The organism is Pseudoteredinibacter isoporae (genome assembly GCF_011602085.1).
In the GTDB taxonomy this organism is placed as follows: Bacteria; Pseudomonadota; Gammaproteobacteria; order Pseudomonadales; family Cellvibrionaceae; genus Pseudoteredinibacter; species Pseudoteredinibacter isoporae.
In genome coordinates this window covers 1,573,053-1,594,971 of the sequence record NZ_JAAONY010000002.1, presented here as the reverse complement: position 1 = coordinate 1,594,971, position 21,919 = coordinate 1,573,053, and the positions used below count along the sequence as shown (strand labels likewise).

At 49.3% G+C, this 21,919-nt stretch carries 15 protein-coding genes; 11 read left to right on the top strand and 4 right to left on the bottom strand.

What is annotated here, in order from left to right; genetic code table 11:
• The first annotated feature begins 73 nt into the window (after positions 1-73).
• Together G8768_RS15435 and G8768_RS15430 are read left to right on the top strand one after the other, a co-directional pair.
• Complete coding sequence (locus G8768_RS15435) at positions 74-1,435, top strand: MATE family efflux transporter (protein ID WP_166845131.1); 1,362 nt, start codon at positions 74-76, stop codon at positions 1,433-1,435.
• A 67-nt stretch (positions 1,436-1,502) separates the two neighbouring features.
• On the top strand, positions 1,503-1,865 hold the full coding sequence (locus G8768_RS15430; protein ID WP_166845133.1) for a YbaN family protein: 363 nt from the start codon (positions 1,503-1,505) through the stop codon (positions 1,863-1,865).
• Positions 1,866-1,916: 51 nt separating this feature from the next.
• On the opposite strand, the gene G8768_RS15425 is transcribed toward G8768_RS15430, so the two are convergent.
• The 4 genes from G8768_RS15425 to G8768_RS15410 form a co-directional block, all read right to left on the bottom strand.
• A complete protein-coding gene (locus G8768_RS15425) occupies positions 1,917-5,009 on the bottom strand; it encodes an efflux RND transporter permease subunit (RefSeq protein WP_166845136.1) in 3,093 nt (1,030 codons plus the stop codon).
• Positions 5,006-6,133 carry an efflux RND transporter periplasmic adaptor subunit gene (locus tag G8768_RS15420; RefSeq protein WP_166845138.1) on the bottom strand — a complete coding sequence of 376 codons (1,128 nt, stop codon included), beginning with the start codon at positions 6,131-6,133 and terminating at the stop codon, positions 5,006-5,008. Before G8768_RS15420 ends, G8768_RS15425 begins: the two co-directional genes overlap by 4 nt.
• Before the next feature lie 30 nt (positions 6,134-6,163).
• Complete coding sequence (locus G8768_RS15415; protein WP_166845140.1) at positions 6,164-6,886, bottom strand: TetR/AcrR family transcriptional regulator; 723 nt, start codon at positions 6,884-6,886, stop codon at positions 6,164-6,166.
• A 239-nt stretch (positions 6,887-7,125) separates the two neighbouring features.
• The gene (locus G8768_RS15410; protein ID WP_166845142.1) at positions 7,126-8,226 is read right to left on the bottom strand and encodes a helix-turn-helix domain-containing protein; all 1,101 of its coding nucleotides are present in this window, start codon (positions 8,224-8,226) and stop codon (positions 7,126-7,128) included.
• Positions 8,227-8,412: 186 nt separating this feature from the next.
• On the opposite strand from G8768_RS15410, the gene G8768_RS15405 reads away from it, so the two are divergent.
• From G8768_RS15405 to G8768_RS15365, 9 genes are all read left to right on the top strand, one after another.
• Entirely contained in the window at positions 8,413-9,858 is a 1,446-nt protein-coding gene (locus tag G8768_RS15405; RefSeq protein ID WP_166845143.1) for an NAD(P)-binding domain-containing protein, read from the top strand.
• Between the two features lie 316 nt (positions 9,859-10,174).
• Positions 10,175-10,606: a hypothetical protein gene (locus tag G8768_RS15400; protein WP_166845145.1), complete on the top strand. Its 432-nt coding sequence runs from the start codon at positions 10,175-10,177 to the stop codon at positions 10,604-10,606.
• A 155-nt stretch (positions 10,607-10,761) separates the two neighbouring features.
• Entirely contained in the window at positions 10,762-15,963 is a 5,202-nt protein-coding gene (locus G8768_RS15395; protein WP_166845147.1) for an RHS repeat-associated core domain-containing protein, read from the top strand.
• Between the two features lie 14 nt (positions 15,964-15,977).
• Entirely contained in the window at positions 15,978-16,190 is a 213-nt protein-coding gene (locus G8768_RS15390) for a DUF871 domain-containing protein (protein ID WP_166845149.1), read from the top strand.
• A 326-nt stretch (positions 16,191-16,516) separates the two neighbouring features.
• Positions 16,517-16,750, top strand: coding sequence for a hypothetical protein (locus G8768_RS15385; RefSeq protein WP_166845151.1), 234 nt, complete (start codon positions 16,517-16,519; stop codon positions 16,748-16,750).
• Between the two features lie 645 nt (positions 16,751-17,395).
• Positions 17,396-17,719 (top strand): hypothetical protein, encoded by a 324-nt coding sequence (locus G8768_RS15380; protein ID WP_166845153.1) that lies wholly within the window; start codon positions 17,396-17,398, stop codon positions 17,717-17,719.
• Between the two features lie 475 nt (positions 17,720-18,194).
• Positions 18,195-19,352, top strand: coding sequence for an acyl-CoA dehydrogenase family protein (locus G8768_RS15375; protein ID WP_166845154.1), 1,158 nt, complete (start codon positions 18,195-18,197; stop codon positions 19,350-19,352).
• A gap of 74 nt (positions 19,353-19,426) precedes the next feature.
• Complete coding sequence (locus tag G8768_RS15370; RefSeq protein ID WP_166845156.1) at positions 19,427-20,626, top strand: acyl-CoA dehydrogenase family protein; 1,200 nt, start codon at positions 19,427-19,429, stop codon at positions 20,624-20,626.
• 10 nt (positions 20,627-20,636) lie between these two features.
• Complete coding sequence (locus G8768_RS15365; RefSeq protein ID WP_166845158.1) at positions 20,637-21,767, top strand: acyl-CoA dehydrogenase family protein; 1,131 nt, start codon at positions 20,637-20,639, stop codon at positions 21,765-21,767.
• The last annotated feature ends 152 nt before the right edge of the window (positions 21,768-21,919 follow it).

Here is a 21,919-nt window from a genome sequence, read left to right as displayed (position 1 = left end):
AATTGCAAAGCGAAGGGCTTTCGGCGCAGTTGCGGTGCTATAATGCGCGGCTTGAATTTAAATAGGAATCTCCATGTCTTCAGCAATGCAAGCCACACTGACCCAAGGCTCCGTAGGGAAAACCCTGCGGGAAATGGCCGCACCTATGGTGATTGGTTTGCTGGCGATGATGTCCTTCAATGCCGTTGATACCTTCTTTGTGGGTCAGCTGGGTGAAGATGCCCTGGCGGCAATGAGCTTTACCTTTCCTGTAGTGATGGTTTACACCAGTCTGGCGATTGGCCTCGGCGCAGGTACCTCGTCCTGCGTCGCACGCGCGATTGGTACCGGTGATCAAGACACGGCAAAACGACTGCTGACGGATGTGCTCACGATAGCCTTTTTATTATCGGTGGTATTCGGGTTTCTGGGTTGGTGGTTTATGGAACCGACCTTTTACGCTCTGGGGGCCTCCGAGCAATTAATGCCACTGATTCGTGAATATATGGACATCTGGTTTTTGGGTGTCCCGATGGTGATCATGCCCATGGCGGCCATGGCCGGTTTACGAGCGATGGGGCTGAGTAAGTTGCAAGGTGTGCTGATGGGCGTTTCCGCGCTGGCCAATGGCTTGCTCGATCCGCTGCTGATTTTTGGTTTGTGGGGCTTTCCCCGTTTGGAATTGGCCGGTGCGGCCTGGGCCAGTTTTATCGTGCGCATCGGCGTGCTGTTGGCTGTCGCCTATATTTTGATTGTACGTCTGCAGGTGTTGGCAAGCCCCTTTGTGGCAATGCCAAAGCTGATCGCCTCCTGGCGGCAGGTTTTTCATGTGGCAATTCCGGCTATGGGCACCAATGTCATTATTCCCCTGGCCAGCGCCATCGTAGTGGCTATGGTGGCGGGTTACGGCGAAGCGGCGGTAGCGGGTCTTGGTGTGGCATTGCGCGTTGAGCCGATTGTCTTGATTTGTTTTTATGCGCTATCGGCGGTGATGGGGCCTTTCTTTGGCCAGAACCTTTCTGCATCGGCAATTGATCGTGTGCGCGAAGCGCAAAGTGTTGCTATGCGTTTCTGCCTGGCGATGGGCTTGGCGGTTGCGGCCTTGTTGTTCGTGGGTGGTGAATGGTTGGCGGGCCTGTTCAGTGATTCGCCTGAAGTGATTGCGGTCGCAAAAGATTATCTCTTGTTGGTTCCCATCAGTTACGGCTGTTACGGCATGGTGATGTACATCAATGCAGCCTTCAATGGCATTGGTAAACCGATGCCTGGGTTGGTGATTTCGAGCCTGCGAGTATTGGGTTTGTATCTGCCCATCGCCTGGGTGGCGATGGAGTTTTGGGGCTTGATTGGATTGTTTGTTGCCACCGCTGTTACCAACATTCTGGTTGGTTTGATTGGTTACTTTTGGCTGCGCCGCCATGTCGAAGATATCGCCCGGGTAGAATGTCCGGCTTAGGACCTCTTTCCTAAGGGGCTGAATTGCCATAGCATAGACCCTGTCGATTTTTTTCTTGGGTTGCGGGATGCGGCTACTGTATATGGCCCTGGCCTACTTCTGTGTTGGCTTGGGCGTGCTGGGTATTTTCTTGCCGGTTTTACCAACAACACCGTTTCTTTTGCTGGCGCTTTGGGCGGGCAGCAAAGGGTCTCGGCGTTTTAAGTGGTGGTTATTGCGCCATCCCAGGTTGGGGCCGGGTCTGCGGCTTTGGTACCGGGAGGGCTCGATCCCTCTGATGGGGAAATGTCTGGCCGTGGTATTTATCTCAGCCAGCTGGGTAATGATTTATTTACGGGATACCAGCACGACATTATTGCTTGTGTTGTCGATTATTCTTTTGGGGTCGGCAACATTTATCCTGACTCGTCCCACCGCCAGGCGGGCATAAAAAAGGGCTTTTGAAAAATTCAAAAGCCCTTTTTCTTTCCTTGGCGTTTGCTTAAGCGGCGACTTCCTGGCTGTTTGCCTGCGCTTTCTCCTCGGCAATTTCCTTGCTGAGATCTTTCCCGAGATAGTGGTAAATCACTGGTAGGACCACCAGAGTAAACACAGTACCAATCAGCATACCGGCAACCAGAATGATACCGATACTGTTACGAGCTTCTGCACCGGCACCGGTTACCAGTACCAGAGGGAAGTGACCCAAAACCGTCGCAGCGGTTGTCATCAATACCGGGCGCAGTCGAGTGGTTGCGGCTTCCTTGATCGCTTCAATCTTGCTCCAGCCATCTTCCTGGAGTTGCTTGGCGAATTCCACAATCAAAATTCCATTTTTGGCGATAAGGCCGATCAGAGTCACCAATCCAATCTGGGAATAGATATTGACCGTTGTTAGGCTCAGGAACGGGAACATCATTGCGCCAGCCAATGCCAGTGGCACTGAGCCCAGCAGAATCACCAGTGGGTCGCGGAAGTTGTTGAACTGAATCGTCAGCACCAGGTACACAACAATCAATGCAATCAGCAGAACCCCCATCAGGGTGTTGCCTTCATTGCGCAGCTGACGGGACTCGCCAGCATAATCCAGATTGAAGTTGTCCGGCAGAACTTCCTGGGCAATACCTTCCAACGCGCTCAGGCCCTGTTCGCGAGTAGTACCGGGCAAGACGCCACCAAAAATCCGGAAAGATTTCTGTTGATCGAATTTTCCTAGCAGGCGAGGGCCGGTTGTCTTTTCCAAGCTGGCAATACTGGATACCGGAATCATGTCACCGGCAGGTGTGCGCAGTTGCAGATTCAGGAAGGCTTCCGGATTGCCGCGATCGGCATCTTTCAGCATTGGGATTACGCGGAAAGCTTTGCCATTGCCGTCAAAACGATTGCTGTAGTTGGAAGACAGTAAAACACTCAGCTGTTCACTGACTGAAGCCAGGCTCATGCCCAGGTCGGCAATGCGATCGCGATTCAGCTTAAAGCGTACCTGGGGCAAATCGATATGCAAGTCAGTATCGACGAACATAAACTTACCGCTTTGGTACGCTTTTGCCATCATCTGTTCGGCATAGCCACGCATGGTTTCATAACTGGCAGGGCCCTGTACGACTAATTCAACATCGAAGTTACCAGCGGTTGGCAGCGAAGCAGACAGCACTGGCAGCACTTTCAGCTCTGATATGCCGCCTAATTTGGCGAATACTTCCGGCAATAATTCTTGAGTGCTTTTTTCACGGCTATCCACTTCGCCCAGCAGAATGCCGCCAACACCCCCGCTGGCTCGCAGAACTTGCCACATACCATGAGCGGTTTCTGTGGTTAGCAAGGTATCTACGACCTGGTGCATATTTTCCGTTGTGTACTCCAGCGAAGATTCCGGCGGAGAGGTTACGATCATGGTGATGCTGCTATCGTCCTCAACCGGCGCCAGTTCTTTTTGGGAGAACATGTAAAACGGAACCGTTAGCAAGGCGATAAAGATAGCGGCAAACACAATTTGACCGCGCCAGTTGAAAACCCCGCCCAGAAAGTGGCGGTACCATTGCTGTGCTTTTTCAAACTGGCGATTTACCCAAACCGTCAGCGGGCTTTCTTTACCTCCTTCCGGGCAGACCTTGGCGCTCATAATTGGAGAGAGCGTTACCGCAACCAGGCCGGAAATCAGTACTGCAATCGCGAGCGTAAAGGCGAACTCTTTAAACAGTACGCCGGTTAAACCCGAGAGAAAACCAATCGGTGCATACACCGCCGCAAGCGTAATAGTCATTGCCGTAACCGGCGCGAGAAGTTGTCGCGAACTGGTTAAGGCCGCCTGGGCACGGCTCATGCCGTTGCGCATATGGCGGGCCACGTTTTCAACCACGACAATCGCATCGTCGACCACCAAACCTACCGAGAGCACAACCGCCAGAACAGTCAGCAGGTTCAAGGTAAAGCCCATAATGGCCATGGCCGCAACGGCACCCAAAATAGAAATTGGAATGGTGATCAACGGGACCAATGCAGTACGGAAGGAACCCATCAAGGCAATAACCACGATGCCGACCAGAAAAACCGTTTCCAGTAAAGTGGTGAAAATTTCTTTCAGGGCAGCGCGCATATAAAGGGTGCCGTCATAGCCCATGTCGATGGTGACACCATCAGGCAACGTCGGACGAATATTGTCGAGCTGGCGATAAACTTCATCACCAATTTCAATTTCATTGGCACCAGGTAACGGCCAAATGGAAATGAAGATCGTGGAACTCTGGGTGTAGCGGCCGTTTACTTCACCTTCCACTTCGCCCAGTTCAACGTTGGCAACGTCTTGCAGATAAATTAAACCATCGCCTGTGTCGCGAACCACCAATTGTTCAAAATCACTGACGTCTTTTAAAGTGGTATCGGCCAGGAGATTGATGCGGTGACGAGCGTTTTCACTTTGTCCAATGGTGGCGATGATATTGTTATCGCGCAATGCGTCGAGTACTTCATTCGCGCCGATGTTATAGGCGGCCAGTCGATTTGGGTCCAGCCAGACACGCATGGCTGGGTTGCGGCCGCCTTCCAAGCCAATGCGTTGCACACCGTCAATCGACGACAGAATAGGATTTACTCGACGAACCAGATAGTCGTTAAGCTCAGCTCGGGAATAATCTTCCGCGTACACGGGCAGGTAGAATACCGCAGCGGTTCGGTCCGCTCGACTGACCGAAACGGCGGGATCTTCCGCACCTGTTGGTAACTCAAAACGAATCTGGCTCAGGCGCGCATTCAGTTCGGCCAAAGCATCGGTACTGTTTTCATTGAGTTTTAGCCAGCCGGTCACGGTACTCGATCCAGCTACGGTATTGGAATCTACATAATCAATACCGGGTACAGTGGCGACGGCACGCTCAACCGGGTCTGTGATAAAACCTTGAACGGTTTCAGCGTCTGCACCGGTGTAAATGGTGCTCACCACCAGCGAAGCGCTTTCAATTTTCGGGTACTGCAATACAGAGATTTCCTGAGCGGCACGAATACCGGCCAGCAGTAAAATCAGTGAAACGACAACCGCAAGGACAGGCTTTTTAACAAAGATGTCCATGAAGTTGGCGCGCTCATGAGCCTGACTCATTGGGCGCCTCCTTGCACACCGGCGTTTTGTGCTGCGCTTTCTTGTACGGTGGTTTCTTGAACATAGACTTTCAGGCCCTGGCGCAGCTTAAAGGTACCGATGCTGGAAATCATAGTGCCTTCGGTTAAACCTTCGCTCAACATAAAGCCATCGTCCTGGCGAGGGCCAAGTTCAATACGTACACGTTCGGCGCGGTAATTATCGGTGCCTGGCTCAGGCTGTAATACATAGACATAGTTGGCAAACTGATCACGGCTGATGCTGACATCTGGCACCCATACTGCGGCTCGGGTCTGGCCGGCATTCAGGTGAACTTCCACAATGCTATTGCTGTTCAATTTGCTGCCTTGGGGAATGTCGATGCGTGCACGATAGCGCAGTTGACGAGAGCGGCTGTCGACTTCCGCATCGCTGGCCATCAGTGTGGCGTTCAAGGTTTCCTGATTGGCCAATTTCACTTCGATGTTGCTATTGGCATCCAGGGCAGGGAAATCCTGCGGTACGGAAAAATCGACCCAGATGTAATCGTTGTTTCCAATTAACTGAGTGATCAAAGTATTTGGATTCAGATATTGGCCTTCTTCCAGAGTGTGCAAACCTACACGGCCGCTAAACGGTGCGCGAATGGTTTTCTTGTTAATGACGGCTTCCTGCGCTGCGATTTCAGCGAGTCGGGTTTGGTAATCGGCTTCAGCCTGATCCAGTGATTCAGCGCTGACGCGATTTTGTTTACGCAATTTTTTGTTGCGGTCCAGTGTGAGCTTGGACAGTCTCGCGCTGGCCTTGGCTGCACGCAGGCGCGCCTGTTCTTCGCTGACATCCAGTTGCAGTAAAATCTGATCTTCGGAAACCTCGCCACCGGATGGCAAATTCAGTTTCTGAATTTTTCCACCAAGTTCGGTGCGCAGCTCCAATTGCTGGGGCGCAGTTAACTCACCACTGACATGCAGCTGCTGGCGAAATTCTGCAGCGCTTGCGCGAACCGCCTGTACCGTTGCTGACGGCTCAGGAAAGGACTCGCCCATGGCAATGGCTTCCTTGATTTGAAAAAACTTTATGCTGCCGAGGCCAACAAGCACCAGCAGGCACATAAAGACGGTAATTATCCAACGGCGTAGAGTCATGGTATTAATCCAATTCAAAATAAAAATAAATCAACGTAAATCGGCCGCAATTACGGCGGCCAGGGCGCGATCAATGCCAGCTTGGTCAACGGGTTGTCGCCATTGATAGCTGTTGAGCAGACGCTTGGAATTTCGAATCAACAAATCATCGGCTGGTAAGGGGTAAGGCAAGGGCTCGGTCATCTCTTTTGCAGTACGACTGTGGTGACGTAACACCACCTGAGTGTAGCCAACGTGCATTGACCAACAGGCGGTATTGATTTCGTCCAGCGTGGCATCACTGGCGTCCAGATCAAGCTCTCCGTTATCCATCGCGTATTGCCAATGGCTGGCAAACAACTGGCTGATTGCATCGATGCTCTGTGACATGTTTTCCAGCCAGCGAGGGGAAGCACGACGCAAAATTGCCTCGCAGTTCACCAGGGCATCGAGGTGACTATCAAACATGTAGCACTGGGTTTTATTCGGATTGATCAGGGCAACTGCGATGATCTTTTCCGGGGTCGTCAGGGGTAAATCCAGCGCCTTGGCAAAGGTCTGGTGCAATTGTTGGAACATGCGAACGGCCAGTGCCACCAAAACATCCTCTTTGCTTTGTACATGCTTGTATAGAGTACCAATGGATACACCGGCTTCTTTGGCAATCGCCGACATGGTGAAATCCAGCAATGAGGTTTTTGCGATGCAGCTGGCGGCGGCGCAGAGGATCATATCCTCCTGTTCCGCAGGGCTGTGCTTGGGAGCCGGTGCCATAACAATGAGTCCCGTTCTTTAAGTGGATTTGTGATTCAGTGTGATTACATTATTCGAATGTCATTCGAATGAGGTTGTAGATTCTACTCCAAACCGTTTAACTGTCAATCAACCGCCGGCTATGGGGGCAATAAGAATTGTTAATAATGTGTCTGAACTTATGGGGAGGAGGCCGGTTGAGAAGCCATATATCCGGTGAGGTGCAGTAAAGGAGAGTGCCGTAGAAAGAGCGTTGAGAGCTACAGGTTTGTAAGTATTTGCTTTCTCCATTCGCTAGGCGCTACGCCTGTCCAACTTTTAAACGCTCGACTAAATGCCGCTGAGTCAGCAAAGCCAAGCTGCTCGGCCAGAGCACCCATCGACAGTTCTCCTTTGCTTAGGGCCTGTTCCGCCCGGCTTTGCTGCACTTCCTGGCGCAGCTGTTTGAAGCTGATGCCTTCCGCCTCCAGCTTCCTGGCCAGGGTACGGGGGCTCACATTAAGTGCCTGGGCCAGGGTGTCCCGGTCGGGAATTACGGCCTGAAGTTGCAATTGCCGTTTGACCAGCTCGCCATAACGACTCTGCCGTCGCAAATCGGCCGCGACTCTCTGTGCCAGCTTGAGGTAAGCGCGGTAGATGGCTGGATTTTGCCTCAGGGGAGGACGATCGAAATAGCCGTATTCAAAACACAGGCTGGCGCGCGCCTGCCCAAACAGCACTTTGCCATTGAAATGTTCCTGTAATTGGCTGGCTTCTGCACCGGCTGGAAAAGGCAAATGCACGGCGACCGGGGCACTGTCGGGGCCGGCGATATCCTGAATCAGTGTGGATGAGGAAACCAGATCCCGCAGCAGGCAAAACTCCTGCAGTTGCCGACCGCGTTGACCAAGCCGGGTTTCAGCGGAAAGCTCAAAGTGGCAGTAGTCATGATGTTTGTTGCGCCCAAGTTCAATCTGGCTTTGTCCCCAGGTGAGTTCGGGAAAGCTCAGAATGGTTTGCACGGCGTGAAGGATGCTGTCGGCATGCATCGCCGTAAGCCCAAGCAGGCCAAACAAAGTAATGGAAGCGTTGGCACCGGCCTCCAACGCCAGAGATATATGACTGTTGGGCTGATTAGCTTCAATCAAGCGCAGCAGAACTGCCTGCTCTTGTTCTTGTTCAATCGGGTAGTCAGGGTCTTCAAGAGCGATGGGTGGAATACCGCAGGCGAGAATTTCCGCTGTGCCATCAAAGCCCATTTCCTCAAGTTGTTGTCTTTCCAGATGAACGCCAAAGGCATTTCGCTGGCCCACCAGCAAATCGCCACGAGCCAGTAATTGCTGCTTCTCGTTTTGGTCGGCTGTTGTGTGGGGTGCAGGCATGGTCAATGGGCCAATTGATTGTAAAGTTTGGCAAATCGTACCACTTTGGCCTGAATTATCAAAAGCCTGGCAGCGGCTATCATCGCTAAGCCAAAAGCCCTATGGCACAGTTAAATGGTCAAATAGGCGGCAGGCACTTATAGAGACGCCGCAAATGCAACCCATAACAATAATTGAGAGGCGATTGTGGAAGAACTCGATGTGCTCATTATAGGTGCCGGTATTTCTGGTATTGGCATGGCTTGTCACCTGAAGCAGAAATGTCCTGACCAGCGCTACGCGATTCTTGAGGGGCGTGAGAACTTTGGCGGTACCTGGGATCTGTTTCGCTATCCGGGGATCCGTTCGGATTCCGATATGTATACCTTCGGTTACAGTTTTCGCCCCTGGACCAATGGCGCTGACATCGCCTCGGCGGACGCCATTCGTGAATACCTGGACGACACCGCTAAAGAATATGATGTGCATGACAATATTCGCTATCAACATCGTGTTGAGAAACTGCAGTGGAATTCGGAAGAGGCCTGCTGGTTTGTGCACTACCGTCATAAAGGCGGCGATGTGCAAATTCTCAAAACCCGTTTTCTGGTGACTTGTACCGGTTACTACAATTATGAAAAAGGCTACCTGCCGGAATTTCCCGGCTATGATCGTTTCGCGGGCCAGAAAATTCATCCGCAGCAATGGCCTGAAGACCTGGACTACCAGGACAAGCGCGTATTGATTATTGGCAGCGGCGCCACCGCTGTGACCTTGGTGCCTTCCATGGCTGACAAAGCGGCTCACGTCACCATGCTGCAACGTTCACCGACTTATGTGTTTACTCGCCCTGCGCGTGACCCTATCGCAAAATGGCTGCATAAATTCATGCCGGACAGCTGGGCGCACTATTTAACCCGCGCCAAGAATATCTTTTTGAGCTGGTATATCTTCACCAAATCAAAACGCAGCCCGGACAAAGTGCGTGAGTTTTTGCGCGATATGGTGAAGGGTGAGATTGGCGAGTCCGTTGATGTCGATGTGCATTTTAACCCCGACTATAAACCCTGGGATCAACGCATGTGCCTGGTGCCGGACAGTGATCTGTTTAAGTGCCTGAAAGAAGGACGCGCGTCCATCGTTACTGATCATATCGAAACCTTTACGGAAACCGGAGTGACCTTAAAATCCGGTGACAGTATCGACGCTGATATCATCGTACCCGCCACCGGTCTTGATCTGCAATTCCTGGGTGGCATCGAACTGTATAAAGACGATGAACAGTTACAGCCCGGTCAGTTGGTCAACTACAAAGGTATGATGTTCGGTAACCTGCCAAATATGGTTTCGATATTCGGTTACACTAATGCCTCATGGACATTAAAGGCGGATTTAACATCCGATTACGTGTGCCGTTTACTCAAGCATATGAAAACCACCGGCCGCCGGCAGGTTACCGCCAAACTGGATCTAAACGGTTTCGAACAAAGTCCAATGATCGATTCCCTGAAGTCCGGTTACATTGCCCGAGCCGAAAGCATCATGCCCAAACAAGGCGAAGCCTATCCCTGGAGAAATCAGGACAACTACTACCGCGATTACTTCGCAATTCGTCACGGCAAACTGGAGGATGGCGTGTTAGAGTTTGCTTAGTGGAGTTTTGTCGCAATTCCTTAAAAAGCCGCAGAGCATTGCTCTGCGGCTTTTTTGTTTGCGGTTAGAGCTTTTAAGAGTGTATCGGTACTATTTAATGAAATCTCTTCTGTTTGTTTGATTTTTGATCGATGAAAAATATTTTTCTAGTTCTTTTTTATTAATTTCTTCAAACGTTTCAAATGCTGTCACGTCATTCTTCATTCTGGTTCTGGTTTTGTTAAATACATGACCGTTGTCATGCTTCTTTCATGGTTTATCGAGTAGATTTAACGATCTCCGAATTACCAAAGCAAAGGGATAGGGTGCTGACGTTATGGTTCGATGTCTATTTTTTGTTTTTTCACTCGCTTTTCTTTCCTCAATTTCCGTCGCTAAGGATGTGTCCGAAGACCAGCTTGTACGCGAAATCCAATCCATTAAACCTGCCTTTGATGGTTTCTCGGCAAGAGAGAACCGTGAGCCAACGGTTCAGGACATTATGGCCATGGGCCAACTTGGCGGTACCTTGGTGCCCGATGAAGATGTCAGTTTCCATAAAAAGCGTAAAACCGCACGATCATTTGAGTTATCAAAATCCTCTCGTTCAAAAAACGATGCTATTGATCAACACATTATGTTTGGCGAGGCTATGAATGAGTGGAATCAGCATAACTATGATCACGCCTATGACATGCTAGGCGAGTACGTCAAAGCTTTTCAAAACGGCATCTGGTGGACGGGCAGCCATTCTGCGCCAGGGCTGTGATGCTTGCTATAAAGGGCGTTATAACTAATCGAGCAAAAAATTCAGTGATTTAATCAGTAGGTACAAGCACGGTTGCGATGTGGAGGCGGTCTGTGTACTGCAAGCCTCTTTAAGCTAGGCCGGGTAGATGTTGTTGTCATTTTTGGAGGTAGCAAATGCGTGTCCTGTTTTTATTATTTTTACTCTTTATAGGGGCGAACGTTTTCGCTTATAAAGAATACTCAGGGCCTACTCTTGAAGGCAGTGCCGAGTTTTGTAAGTCTTTCTGCCAAGGTGGAGATGCTTGGACAGACGTATTTCAACACTGTCTGAAAAAGGAATACGAGGTAGACGAGGATTCCCAGAAGCTTATTTCCATAACTACCAGCATGTGCAAGTATCGAAATCACTGCCCAAATGGCAGTTGGGGATCTGGCCAGTGTTTGTCCGATTCACAAACTGGCATGCGGCCAAAAGATGATTTGGGGGCACCAGGTGACTCATGTAAAAGTCAGGGTTGTCCAGATTGGGCCGTAAATAAGAAAAACCTCAACCTCTATGTGACAGATACACCGCTGTGGTACGACGCACCATACGGTCCGGATTTGAGTCTGGATTTGAGTTACAACTCGCAGTCCTCCATTGCGCAGAATGAAATCTTCGGCAACAAATGGACGTTTAACTACGGTACGTATTTGGTTGAGGACCCTGGTGTTACGGCGACGATTTTTATGCCGGACGGAAAACGTTCGGTATTTGTGTACAATAGCGCGGGTGAGTTTGAAGCGCCTTATGGCGAGACCGAAAATTTGGTTAAGGTGAGTGGCTCACACTATGTGCTAAACGCTCAAAACGGTACGGAATACACCTACAGCTCACCATCGAATACTAATTCACAACAGGTCTTTTTAACCCAAGTAAAAGGCGTTGATGGATTCAGCTTAACACTGACCTACGATAGTAACGCACGTTTAATTAGTATCAGCGATGCTCAGAGTCGGGTAACGACCTTTACCTACGATGCGAACGACCTGGTATCCAAGGTTGCTGATCCGTTTGGGCGAGAAGCCAATTTTACCTACGATGCCCAAAGGAACTTGGTCTCCATTCAGGACATGGGCGGCTATACGAGCCACATAGCATATGATAGTGATGTTTACATCACTGAAATCGATAAGCCTAATGAGGGCAAGTGGCTGTTTTCCATTGAGCCTGCGGACGGGGTCAATATCGGCAGCATTGCCTATTCAGCGCCTGGTAGTCCTATGTGGGAAAACTACCGAGTTACGATAACTAGCCCCTTGGGACACAAGACTGAACATTATTACAATGGCCTTGATGGGCGTTCATGGACGGTAAAACCTAATGAATATGTTGACTACCAAAGTCAACAGCATAGTAACTATACGCATGCTTCTAAGACGGAATATCGTTTCCTGCGTGGGCCAGGGGGTAAATCCCGCTTCACCAGTAAAACCTATCCAGACGGTTCCAGCAGAAGTTACAAGTATGATTCTCATGGCAACCAAACGGAGCGCTCCGGTCAAGCATCAGCGAAAACAACCGTAGTTTATAATGCGAACCATCAGGTGACGTCTCGTACGGAAGCGGTGGGTACACCTGTAGCAAGAACAACCACCTATGAGTATCTGAGCAATCAACTTTTGCTGCCGACAAAAACTATCTATCCAAGTTTGTCTAATGGTCGACATAAAGAGCAATTGATCAGTTACAACAGTCAGAACCTGCCGCTTACCGTTACCGATCGAGAAATGGATGGTAGTGCTGTAGTCTCCCAACGTGTCACAAGCTACCAATACAATAGTCAAGGTTTGGTCACACAGATTGATGGCCCTCGAACGGATGTGAATGATGTCACCTCGATCACGTACCACAGTTGCAGTTTGGGAACGAGCTACTGTGGCAAGGTGGCTACCGTTACCAATGCCCTTGGTCAAGTGACCGAGTACAAGCAATACGTTCTTGACGGAAAAGTGTCTTTACAGGAAAACCCCAACGGTTTAACCATCGAAACAACCTACGATGGCTTGGGGCGTCCTCTAACGGTTAAAGAGTACGATAAGTTGAGCCCGGCCAATTTTCGGGAAACAGTTTATACCTATGAAGGGCCCAAGCGTAAAAAATCAGTAAGCCACGCTGACGGCAGTACCTTTACTTATGCGTACAGCGGTGAGGGCTTGCTGTTATCAATCACAGATAAGTCAGGCTATAAAATTCAGTATGAACGTGATAAAAATGGCAATGTAATCTCCGAAAAGATTGTCACAGCTGGTGGTGCGGTCAGCAAGAAATCGTTTTCCTCGTTTGATAAGCTGGACAGACTCTTGAGTTCAGGTGATGCCTACAACGCTAATCAAAACTTTCAATACGACAACTATGGAAACCTCACGCAGGTAACCGATGAGCAGTCGAAAGTCACTCAGCGTTATTACGATCAGCTAAACCGATTGACCAAGCAGACCAATACTGAAAACAAGCATACGCTTTACACATATGACGCCTTTGATAATGTCATCAAAGTGACTGACCCTCTGGGGCGAGCAACTCACTATGAGTACAATGTTTTTGGGGAAAAGGTATCTCAAAATAGCCCGGATACTGGAGTTTCTACCTATCAATATGATGTTGCTGGCAATTTAGTGAGCAAAACTGACGCGCGTGGCATTGTCGTCAATTATCAATGGGATGCGTTGAATCGCTTGCTGAGTACCCAATACCCAGACGTTCAAGAAAACATCACTTACTCTTATGACGACGCTGCCCAAGGCGGTAAAGGGCAACTAACCGGTATCAATGATCACTCGGGAGGCACACAGCGGCATTACAACGCCTTTGGGGAGTTGAGCCAAGAAGTCTTCACCATCGGCAGTGTGAGCTTTACCGTGTCGTACCAATACGATGCCGGCCAAGTGACGGCTATGACTTACCCCGATGGCAGTGTGGTCAGTAATCTGTTCGATACACAGGGCCGCGTGATCGATAAAGATTTACAAACCTCTTCTGGCACTACGTCATTGGTATCCAATGTCGCTTATCACCCCTTCGGAGAAGAATCCAGCTGGTGGTACGGCAATAATTTACAGTTGTCCCGCCAATTTGATTTAAACCATCGACTGATCGAGCACAGTGTCACGGGCATTAATGATGTTTCTTTGGCGTACACCAATCGTGGAAACATCAGTTCAGTTACAGACCTGTTGGATGCAGCCAATGATCATAACTACTCGTACGACTCAGAGCAGCGTCTATCACTGGCAGAAAATCAGGGAGTCAATACGGGTTATTACTACGATGCGTTGGGCAATCGCCTCTTTAAGTCCGAAGATGGCGCAATTGAAGAGCGGTATCAATATGTAAATGGGCGGCTCACTTCCGTCAATCCTGAACACAGTGAGATTCTCAAAGGTTACGAGCAAGCCGTCAATTATCGTGGGCGAAATGGACTCAAGCGAGACTTTTACTGCTGGCCTACCGCCTCATTTCAAGAAATCTGGGGCACTGATATTTACACTGATACCTCACCCATTTGTAGTGCTGCTGCTCATATGGGTTTGATCAACTATTCTCAAGGCGGATCTGTTGCGCTTGAGGTCTTACCAGGTCAAAACAGCTATATTGGCACGACCAGAAATGGACACACCTCAAGAGAATATGGCAGTTGGCATGGCAGTTTCAGGCTCAGTCCGGTAACTGGGCAAATGCCTCCGGCCAAGGTGTCCGTTATTGAAGCAGGTTCATCAACGAGAGCTATTAGTCATAGAGGTCATAATGGTAAAGTGCTCTATTACGCTTGTAAGCCTGGAACCTTTACTGGGAACTCTTGGGGAACAAACACCTATTCAGATACCTCAGCCGTCTGTAAGGCAGGCGGCCATGCCGGTGTTGTGTCGAGCACTGAAGGTGGTGTGGTTAAGGTAGTTATTCAGCCGGGCATATCGTCTTACCCCGGTGGGATGCAAAATGGACTCTATTCCAACAGTTGGGGAAGCCCTACGCCCGGAAGTTATACCGTGCACTCCACGGGCATTGGTTATGCGAACTGGTCGTCCACGGCTGATTCATTAGGTTTGCAAAACGGTCAGGAACACTCGTTCTATTGCCCCGCTTCTGGGAGCCTTAACAATGTGAAGGGGAGCAGTATCTATACGGCAGATTCGTCGATTTGCTCGGCCGCCGTTCATGCAGGAGTGATTAGCACATCTTCTGGTGGTGTAGTCAAAATCGCCATGAAAGCCGGTAGGGGTCAGTATTACGGAACCTCATCCAATGGGGTGAACAGCGCTACTCACGGACAACACCCCGCTAGCTTTGTGATGAAAGATCACATGAGCTATGACGCAATCGGGAATATGGTGTACAAAGGTTCTGGCCCCGTTCTGGAATATAACCAGGCCGGGCGCCTTAGCGAGTCGAACAACTCGGGAACTTCGGCCAGCTATCACTATAACTACCGTGGGCAACGCGTTAAGAAAACGGTCAATGGGGTCACCCGATATTTTATTTATGATAAAAATGGAAACGTGATTGCCGAAGCGAATGCTTCAGGAAATGTGGTTCGACAATACGTTTACCTTAACGGTCGTCGATTGGCGCAGTTAGAAAATGGCTCCACCTACTTTATTCATACGGATCATCAGGATAATTCCGTCGCCCTTACTGACGGTTCGGCCAATGTGGTGTGGAAAGGCAAACGTGATCCGTTTGGGGAAGTGGATGTCACGACGCAAACTATCACCCATAACTTGCGACTACCTGGTCAGTATTACGACTTGGAGTCTGGGTTACACTATAATTATTTTAGGGATTATGACCCCAGTCTTGGACGGTATATTCAGTCGGATCCGATTGGTTTGTCTGGTGGAATCAACACTTATGGGTATGTGGGGCAAAACCCTTTGAGGTTTGTTGATCCCGATGGACGAATAGCTTGCGGAGGAGTATGTGTTGGTATTGCAGTGTTTACTGTTTATCAAGGGTGTCGTTGGTTGCTAGTGAGAGGTACTCTGCTTCTAGCTGGCGGATATGTTATTCATGAAATAATTGATGAAGGCGAAACAGGAGAGTGTGACAATGGACAGTGTCCGGCTGCTGAAGATAATGATGATTGGGTTAGTCCTATAGATGATGTCGGTCCAGATCCGTTAGACTACCCCGATGAATCAGATGCAGATAGAGATCCAGATAAAAATAATGGCAGGTGCGATCAAATGTATAAAATTGATACCGCGACGTGCAAAGGTATTTCGCGGGTTCGCGGAAAGAAAGCCGGTGCCGCATGTCATGCATCTGCTGCGCAAAGGTATGGGGCTTGCTTGGCGGGTGAACCAATACCACCTTTAAATACTTGGAATAATTAAGCGAGGATTGAGTGATGTTTGATCATATTATAAGAGTTTCAGAAGAAGACCTGAAACTTTATATTTATAGGGCTTATAATTGTGGTCGACAAGAGCTTTTCACTTCTGTCGACCTACCAAAACTTAACATTGAATCCGATAAAGCAATCTTTCAAGATTTCTCACAACAACTTGGTGAAAATATTTTATTAGATTCGCCTATAGCAAGGAAAATACTAGGTATTTGAAGTTTTCATTTATGTCGGTAATGGAAATTTTCACCCGAGTTGTCATTTCCATCATCATGACAAAACTCTAGATTAAAGAACGGAAAACGCCAAACAAGCACACAGGTTTCTGATAAGCTAAAGAAATCAGGCCACAGGCAGTTGTTATGCCAACTGGTCGTCCACGGCTGATTCATTAGGTTTGCAAAACGGTCAGGAACATTCGTTCTATTGCCCCGCCTCTGGGAGCCTTAACAATGAGGCTGTATGCCACATTGTTGTAGAGGCTTCAAAGTTTCTTGCATGCGTTGACGAATGTAAAAAGGAAGGCTGTAGGGGTAAATGATATGTTTGGTGATTCTTTTGATTTTGACGATCAATCTCCAAAATTTAAATGTCCGTCATGTGGGATGTTAACTAGCGTAGATGAAAATGAATGTGATCATTGTTGCGTAGAGTTTGGGGCGGGTGATTTGTTAAGAGTTAATAAAGAATTGAAATCTAATATGACAGGCGGAGTGATTAAAGGCATGATTATTTCAGTTGTAGTGATAGTTGTGTGCGTACTTTTTAACAATTGATTATAGTTGTGTAAAATCCGGCTGATACTAATAATAATTCCCGTCCGATAAGATTTTTCTTTTTGTATGACAATACAAGGTGGTTGCGTGAAAGCTACTAAACAAGCAAAAATTAAGCCCGTGAGTCTTGTAGGAAATCTGATTGTTTTGGGGCGAGCTATGTTCTGGTAAGTAAATCGAAACTCAGTTGTGAGTGCTGAAAGTTCAGTGTGCTAGTGTTTGGCGATGCAACAATAGGCGTTATGAAGGATGTGGCAAATGAAGCTTCGCAAGAATTGTCCGGCATGTGGCAATGAAATATCTTTACTATGGATTTTTTTGGTAATGTGAAGAAGTTTGATTGTTCGAGATGCGGTTCTAAGCTGACTTTAAGTGGCGGAATGAGGTCGATAATATTGTTGGCAGGGATTCCGTACTTACTGCCATACCCCAATGTGAGTGGTTATCTTGGTCTCGCAATTTACATTTTTGTGTTTAGTGTTTTAGCATTTTTTGTATTGCTGGTTTCGTTCAATGCTTTTTGTGAGATTGAGTTGAGAGGTGGGGGGTGAGAACGTTGATTTTGGCGTCGACATTTATCGCGTTTAGTTGCGGCTTTGTTAGGCGTGGCTGTGACCTAAAGACTTGGACTGGAATAATTTTGGTATGAGTAAGGTTATTGCTAAACGAGAGCTTTTGTATTCTCTAAAAGGAGAAAGCCTCAAGAAAAAAATCAAGGTGTTGATTCATGAACCTCGAGATGTCTCCAGCGAAGAGCTTGGATTTGCTGTTCATTCCGGCGCGTCGGTTTGCAAAGTGGAAATTGTAGGATTGCCAGAAAAGTTCTCCGATGAGGTTCACGGAGCTGACTCTATTCAGGCTTTGTCCATGGCTTCTGATGTGGAGGGTTATTTAAAGTACTTTCAGAGGAAGTATGATTTGTATTGGGGTTGTGGCGAGTCTTACTTCGATAATGAGGATTCCCTGTAGGCACTTAAAATAAGAAGGCGGGATGGGTTTGCAGGCTTGCTTATTTCTCCTATGTTCTGACAATCTGGAACCGTAATAAGACAGCTAAATCAAGAAGACTTGCAATCACTTTCCGAGCGCGAAAAGAAGGTGCTTGGTAGGGTTTTCGGTGCCCCTAAAGGCCGGTTGGGCGGTGGTGGAATCTCTGAATCACCATGAAGTGCTCGGTAAAAGGCATCCAAGAGATGAAAGCTCGAATGACCAAAAAAATCCAAGATCAGCTCAAATAGCACCTTGCCTTCCAAGCTAATACGCCTCCAATTTCCCGCTCTGGCTGTAACTGATATCCGGTTTTCAACGTTGTCTCAGTTTTCTCAAATTAGCCCTTTATTTTTTGGGGCATACTCCTGTCAATATCGTACCCCTGGTATACGGTGTTCCGCACTGCGGAATATGCTGCTACTATTGCGGAACACTCTGTGAATAGGAATGCCCCGTGATAAGAGATATCAAGAGTCATCAGGCCTTGTTGGATGTGTTGCAGCGCTATGTGAATGAGCGGTTGCGGCCTTTGGAAGATCAGGTTGCGGAGGAGGATGATATTCCTGAAGAGGTGGTCCAGGAGATGCGGGAGATGGGGTTGTTTGGTCTGACCATTCCTGAGGCCTACGGCGGTTTGGGTATGACCATGGAAGAGGAGGTTGAGGCCGCTATGACGCTGGGGGGCACTTCTCCAGCCTTTCGTTCTCTCGTGGGGACCAATAATGGCATTGGTTCCGCAGCGTTGGTGTTTGACGGCACCGATGAGCAGCGCGAGCGTTTTCTGCCAAAACTGGCCAGTGGGGAATGCATCGCGTCCTTCTGTCTTACCGAGCCGGATGCAGGCTCGGATTCCGCCTCTCTGACTACTCGCGCTCGTCTGGAGGGTGATCACTACATTCTCAACGGAACCAAGCGTTTTATTACCAATGCGCCGAGAGCTGACTTGTTTACGGTATTGGCTCGTACAGACCCGGAGCAGCCTGGAGCGCGCGGTATTTCGGCATTCGTGGTTGAGGCGAATTCGGAAGGGATCAGTCTCGGGGCCAAAGACAAAAAAATGGGACACGCGGGCTCTCTAACCTGCGATGTAAACTTCGACGAGGTTGCGGTTCCCAAGGCCAACTTAATTGGTGGTGAGGAAGGCAAGGGCTTTTACACCGCGATGAAGGTAGTCAACCGGGGACGTTTGCACATTGCGGCTCTGAGCGTGGGCATTGCTCAGCGATTGCTGGATGACTCGCTTCGCTATGCGACCGAGCGCAAACAGTTTGGCAAGGCGATTGCCGAGCATCAGTTAATTCAGGCGATGTTGGCAGACAGCAAGATGGAAATCTATGCCGGCCAGTCCATGGTGTTGGACTGCGCGCGCAAGCGAGACGATGGTTTGCCCCACGGTACAGAAGCCTCGTGCAGTAAATTGTTTTGCACCGAAATGGTTGGGCGAGTTGCTGATCGGGCCGTACAGGTTCATGGTGGCAGTGGTTACATTGCCGATTACGGTGTCGAGCGTTTTTATCGCGATGTACGTTTGTTCCGCCTGTATGAGGGCACCAGCCAGATTCAACAAATGGTTATTGCCAAAAACCTGGTAAAAGAATTTCAGTCAGTTTAAAACCCGGAAATACAGAAAAATTAATCATCATATGTCGGCAGCTTGTATCGCCGCGTACAGCAAGAGGAATAATAATGAATATCGATTTTTCCGCTGAGGAGAAAGCCTTTGAAGCTGAGGTGCGTCAGTTTCTTGAGGAACAGTTACCTCAGGAAATCAGTCGCAAGGTCCTGGCAGGCACGCCCACCAGTAAAGACGATCATGTACGTTGGCAGAAGATCCTGGCCGAAAAAGGTTGGGCTGCGGTGAACTGGCCTGTTGAGTACGGGGGCACCGGTTGGACCCCAACTCAAAAATACATTTGGGCCAATGAATGCGCCAAAGCGGGAGCACCTGATGTGGTGCCGTTTGGTATGAAAATGGTCGCGCCGGTTATCTATACCTATGGTAACGAAGAGCAAAAACAACGCTTTTTGCCGGATATTCTCAACAGTAATGTGTGGTGGTGTCAGGGTTACTCTGAACCCAATGCCGGTTCAGATTTGGCGTCGCTGAAAACCAGCGCTGTTCGCGATGGCGACCACTATGTGATTAACGGCACCAAAACCTGGACGACCTTGGGGCACTATGCAGACTGGATTTTCTGTCTGGTTCGCACGGGCGATGCGAACACCAAAAATCAGGAAGCCATCAGTTTTGTTCTGGTGGACATGGATGATCCCGGTATTACGGTATCGCCCATTATCACTCTGGATGGTCACCGTGAAGTGAATGAAATCCACTTTGATAATGTACGTGTGCCCGTGGAAAACCGTATCGGTGAAGAGGGCAAGGGTTGGACCTACGCCAAGGTATTGCTGACCCATGAACGTACGGGTATTGCACGAGTGGCGCATTCGAAAGTGCGCTTGGAAAAACTGAAAAAGCTGGCTACAGAGGCGTCTACGGGCATGGGCAGTTTGGCGGAAGATTCTCGTTTCCAGTCTAAGTTGCTGGATGCAGAAATTGAATTGCAAGCTTTGGAATTTACCGAGCTGCGTACATTGGCAGCGGTGAGCACAGGTAAAGCACCGGGCCCGGAATCCTCCATTTTGAAAATCAAAGGCACTGAGGTGGCTCAGGCAATTGATGAACTTTATATGGATGTGGCCGGTTACTACAGTTTGCCGTTTGTGAAAGAACAATTTTTGCCCGACTTCGAGGGTGAGCATGTCGGCCCGGATACGGCGGCAAATTCAGCTCCAAAGTACTTTAATAATCGCAAGGCCTCCATCTACGGTGGCAGCAACGAAATTCAAAAAAATATCATCTGCAAAGCGGTTTTAGGTTTATAAGGAGCGCGACATGGATTTTTCTTTATCTCAAGAGCAGCAAATGCTGCAAGACAGTGTCGCTAAATTCGTGCAGAACGATTACGACTTTGATACTCGCATGGCCACGGTGAACAGCGAAGCTAATTTCAATCAGGATTTCTGGAATTTGTTTGCAGAGCTTGGTTGGTTGATGGTGCCTTTTTCCGAAGAAGATGGAGGCATGGGCGGTGGTGCTGCTGACGTGATGGTGTTGATGGAAGAATTTGGCAAGGGCTTGCTCATGGAACCCTATGTGGCCAATGTCATTCTATCGGGTGGTTTGATTTCTCGTCTGGGTAGCGATGAGCAGAAAGCGGAGTTGCTGGGCGAGCTGATGGCTGGCCAGTGTCAGTGGGCGTTTGCATTTACCGAAGCGGATAGCCGTTACTGCCTGCACAAAGTGAACGCGGCGGCAGAGAAAACCGCCTCAACCTACCAATTGAATGGCCAAAAGGCGGTCGTCATGAACGGTGCGGCTGCAGACAAGCTGCTGGTGTTGGCAAGAACCTCGGGTGCTTCTGCGGATCGCGATGGTTTGAGTCTGTTTATGGTGGATGCCAATGCGGGGGGCGTAAAACGTCAGGGTTATAAGCTTCAGGATGGCAGTAACGCGGCCGAAGTAAGCTTTGACAAAGTTGAGCTGGAAGCCTCGGCGTTGTTGGGCGAAGAAGGCCAGGCGCTGTCGGCGGTTGAAGCGGTCATCGACAATGCCTGTCTGGCGGCTTGTGCTGAAGCGGTTGGTGCCATGGGTGTCAGTCTGGAAAAAACCGTTGAATACACCAAGACCCGTGTGCAGTTTGGTGTGCCAATCTCGAAATTCCAGGCGCTCCAGCATCGCATGGCGGATATGTTTGTTGAGCATCAGCAGGCGAAATCCATGCTGCTGCGAGCGGTTCTGCTCAGCGAGCAGGACCCGGCTGAGTCGGCCAAGGCCATTTCGGCGGCAAAATACCGTATTGGACAGGCTGCACGCCGTATCGGACAGGAGTCGGTGCAGATCCACGGCGGCATTGCGGTGACGGATGAGCTGGATGTGGGGCACTATTTCAAGCGCCTGACCATGCTGGAAATGCTGTTTGGAAACAGCGATTACCATGCCCAGCGTTATCAGGAGCTGAGTTAGGGCCCGGTTCTTCTGTCGAGATATTGGCAAGTGCTCGCCAGGGGGCGTTCCGGCGGGCACTTGTTTAAAACGCTTATCCCCATGGATTGGCGGGCCTTAGGGCGCCTCACCTGAGGAGATTCATCGGAATTTAGAGATCGGAATTTAGAGAA

Coding starts and splice junctions, on each gene's coding strand:
- G8768_RS15420 (WP_166845138.1), bottom strand. CDS start 6,133: ATGACTCTACGCCGTTGGATAATTACCGTCTTTATGTGCCTGCTGGTG.
- G8768_RS15400 (WP_166845145.1), top strand. CDS start 10,175: ATGGTTCGATGTCTATTTTTTGTTTTTTCACTCGCTTTTCTTTCCTCA.
- G8768_RS15415 (WP_166845140.1), bottom strand. CDS start 6,886: ATGGCACCGGCTCCCAAGCACAGCCCTGCGGAACAGGAGGATATGATC.
- G8768_RS15380 (WP_166845153.1), top strand. CDS start 17,396: ATGAGTAAGGTTATTGCTAAACGAGAGCTTTTGTATTCTCTAAAAGGA.
- G8768_RS15365 (WP_166845158.1), top strand. CDS start 20,637: ATGGATTTTTCTTTATCTCAAGAGCAGCAAATGCTGCAAGACAGTGTC.
- G8768_RS15430 (WP_166845133.1), top strand. CDS start 1,503: ATGCGGCTACTGTATATGGCCCTGGCCTACTTCTGTGTTGGCTTGGGC.
- G8768_RS15370 (WP_166845156.1), top strand. CDS start 19,427: ATGAATATCGATTTTTCCGCTGAGGAGAAAGCCTTTGAAGCTGAGGTG.
- G8768_RS15395 (WP_166845147.1), top strand. CDS start 10,762: ATGCGTGTCCTGTTTTTATTATTTTTACTCTTTATAGGGGCGAACGTT.
- G8768_RS15385 (WP_166845151.1), top strand. CDS start 16,517: ATGTTTGGTGATTCTTTTGATTTTGACGATCAATCTCCAAAATTTAAA.
- G8768_RS15435 (WP_166845131.1), top strand. CDS start 74: ATGTCTTCAGCAATGCAAGCCACACTGACCCAAGGCTCCGTAGGGAAA.
- G8768_RS15390 (WP_166845149.1), top strand. CDS start 15,978: ATGTTTGATCATATTATAAGAGTTTCAGAAGAAGACCTGAAACTTTAT.
- G8768_RS15410 (WP_166845142.1), bottom strand. CDS start 8,226: ATGCCTGCACCCCACACAACAGCCGACCAAAACGAGAAGCAGCAATTA.
- G8768_RS15425 (WP_166845136.1), bottom strand. CDS start 5,009: ATGAGTCAGGCTCATGAGCGCGCCAACTTCATGGACATCTTTGTTAAA.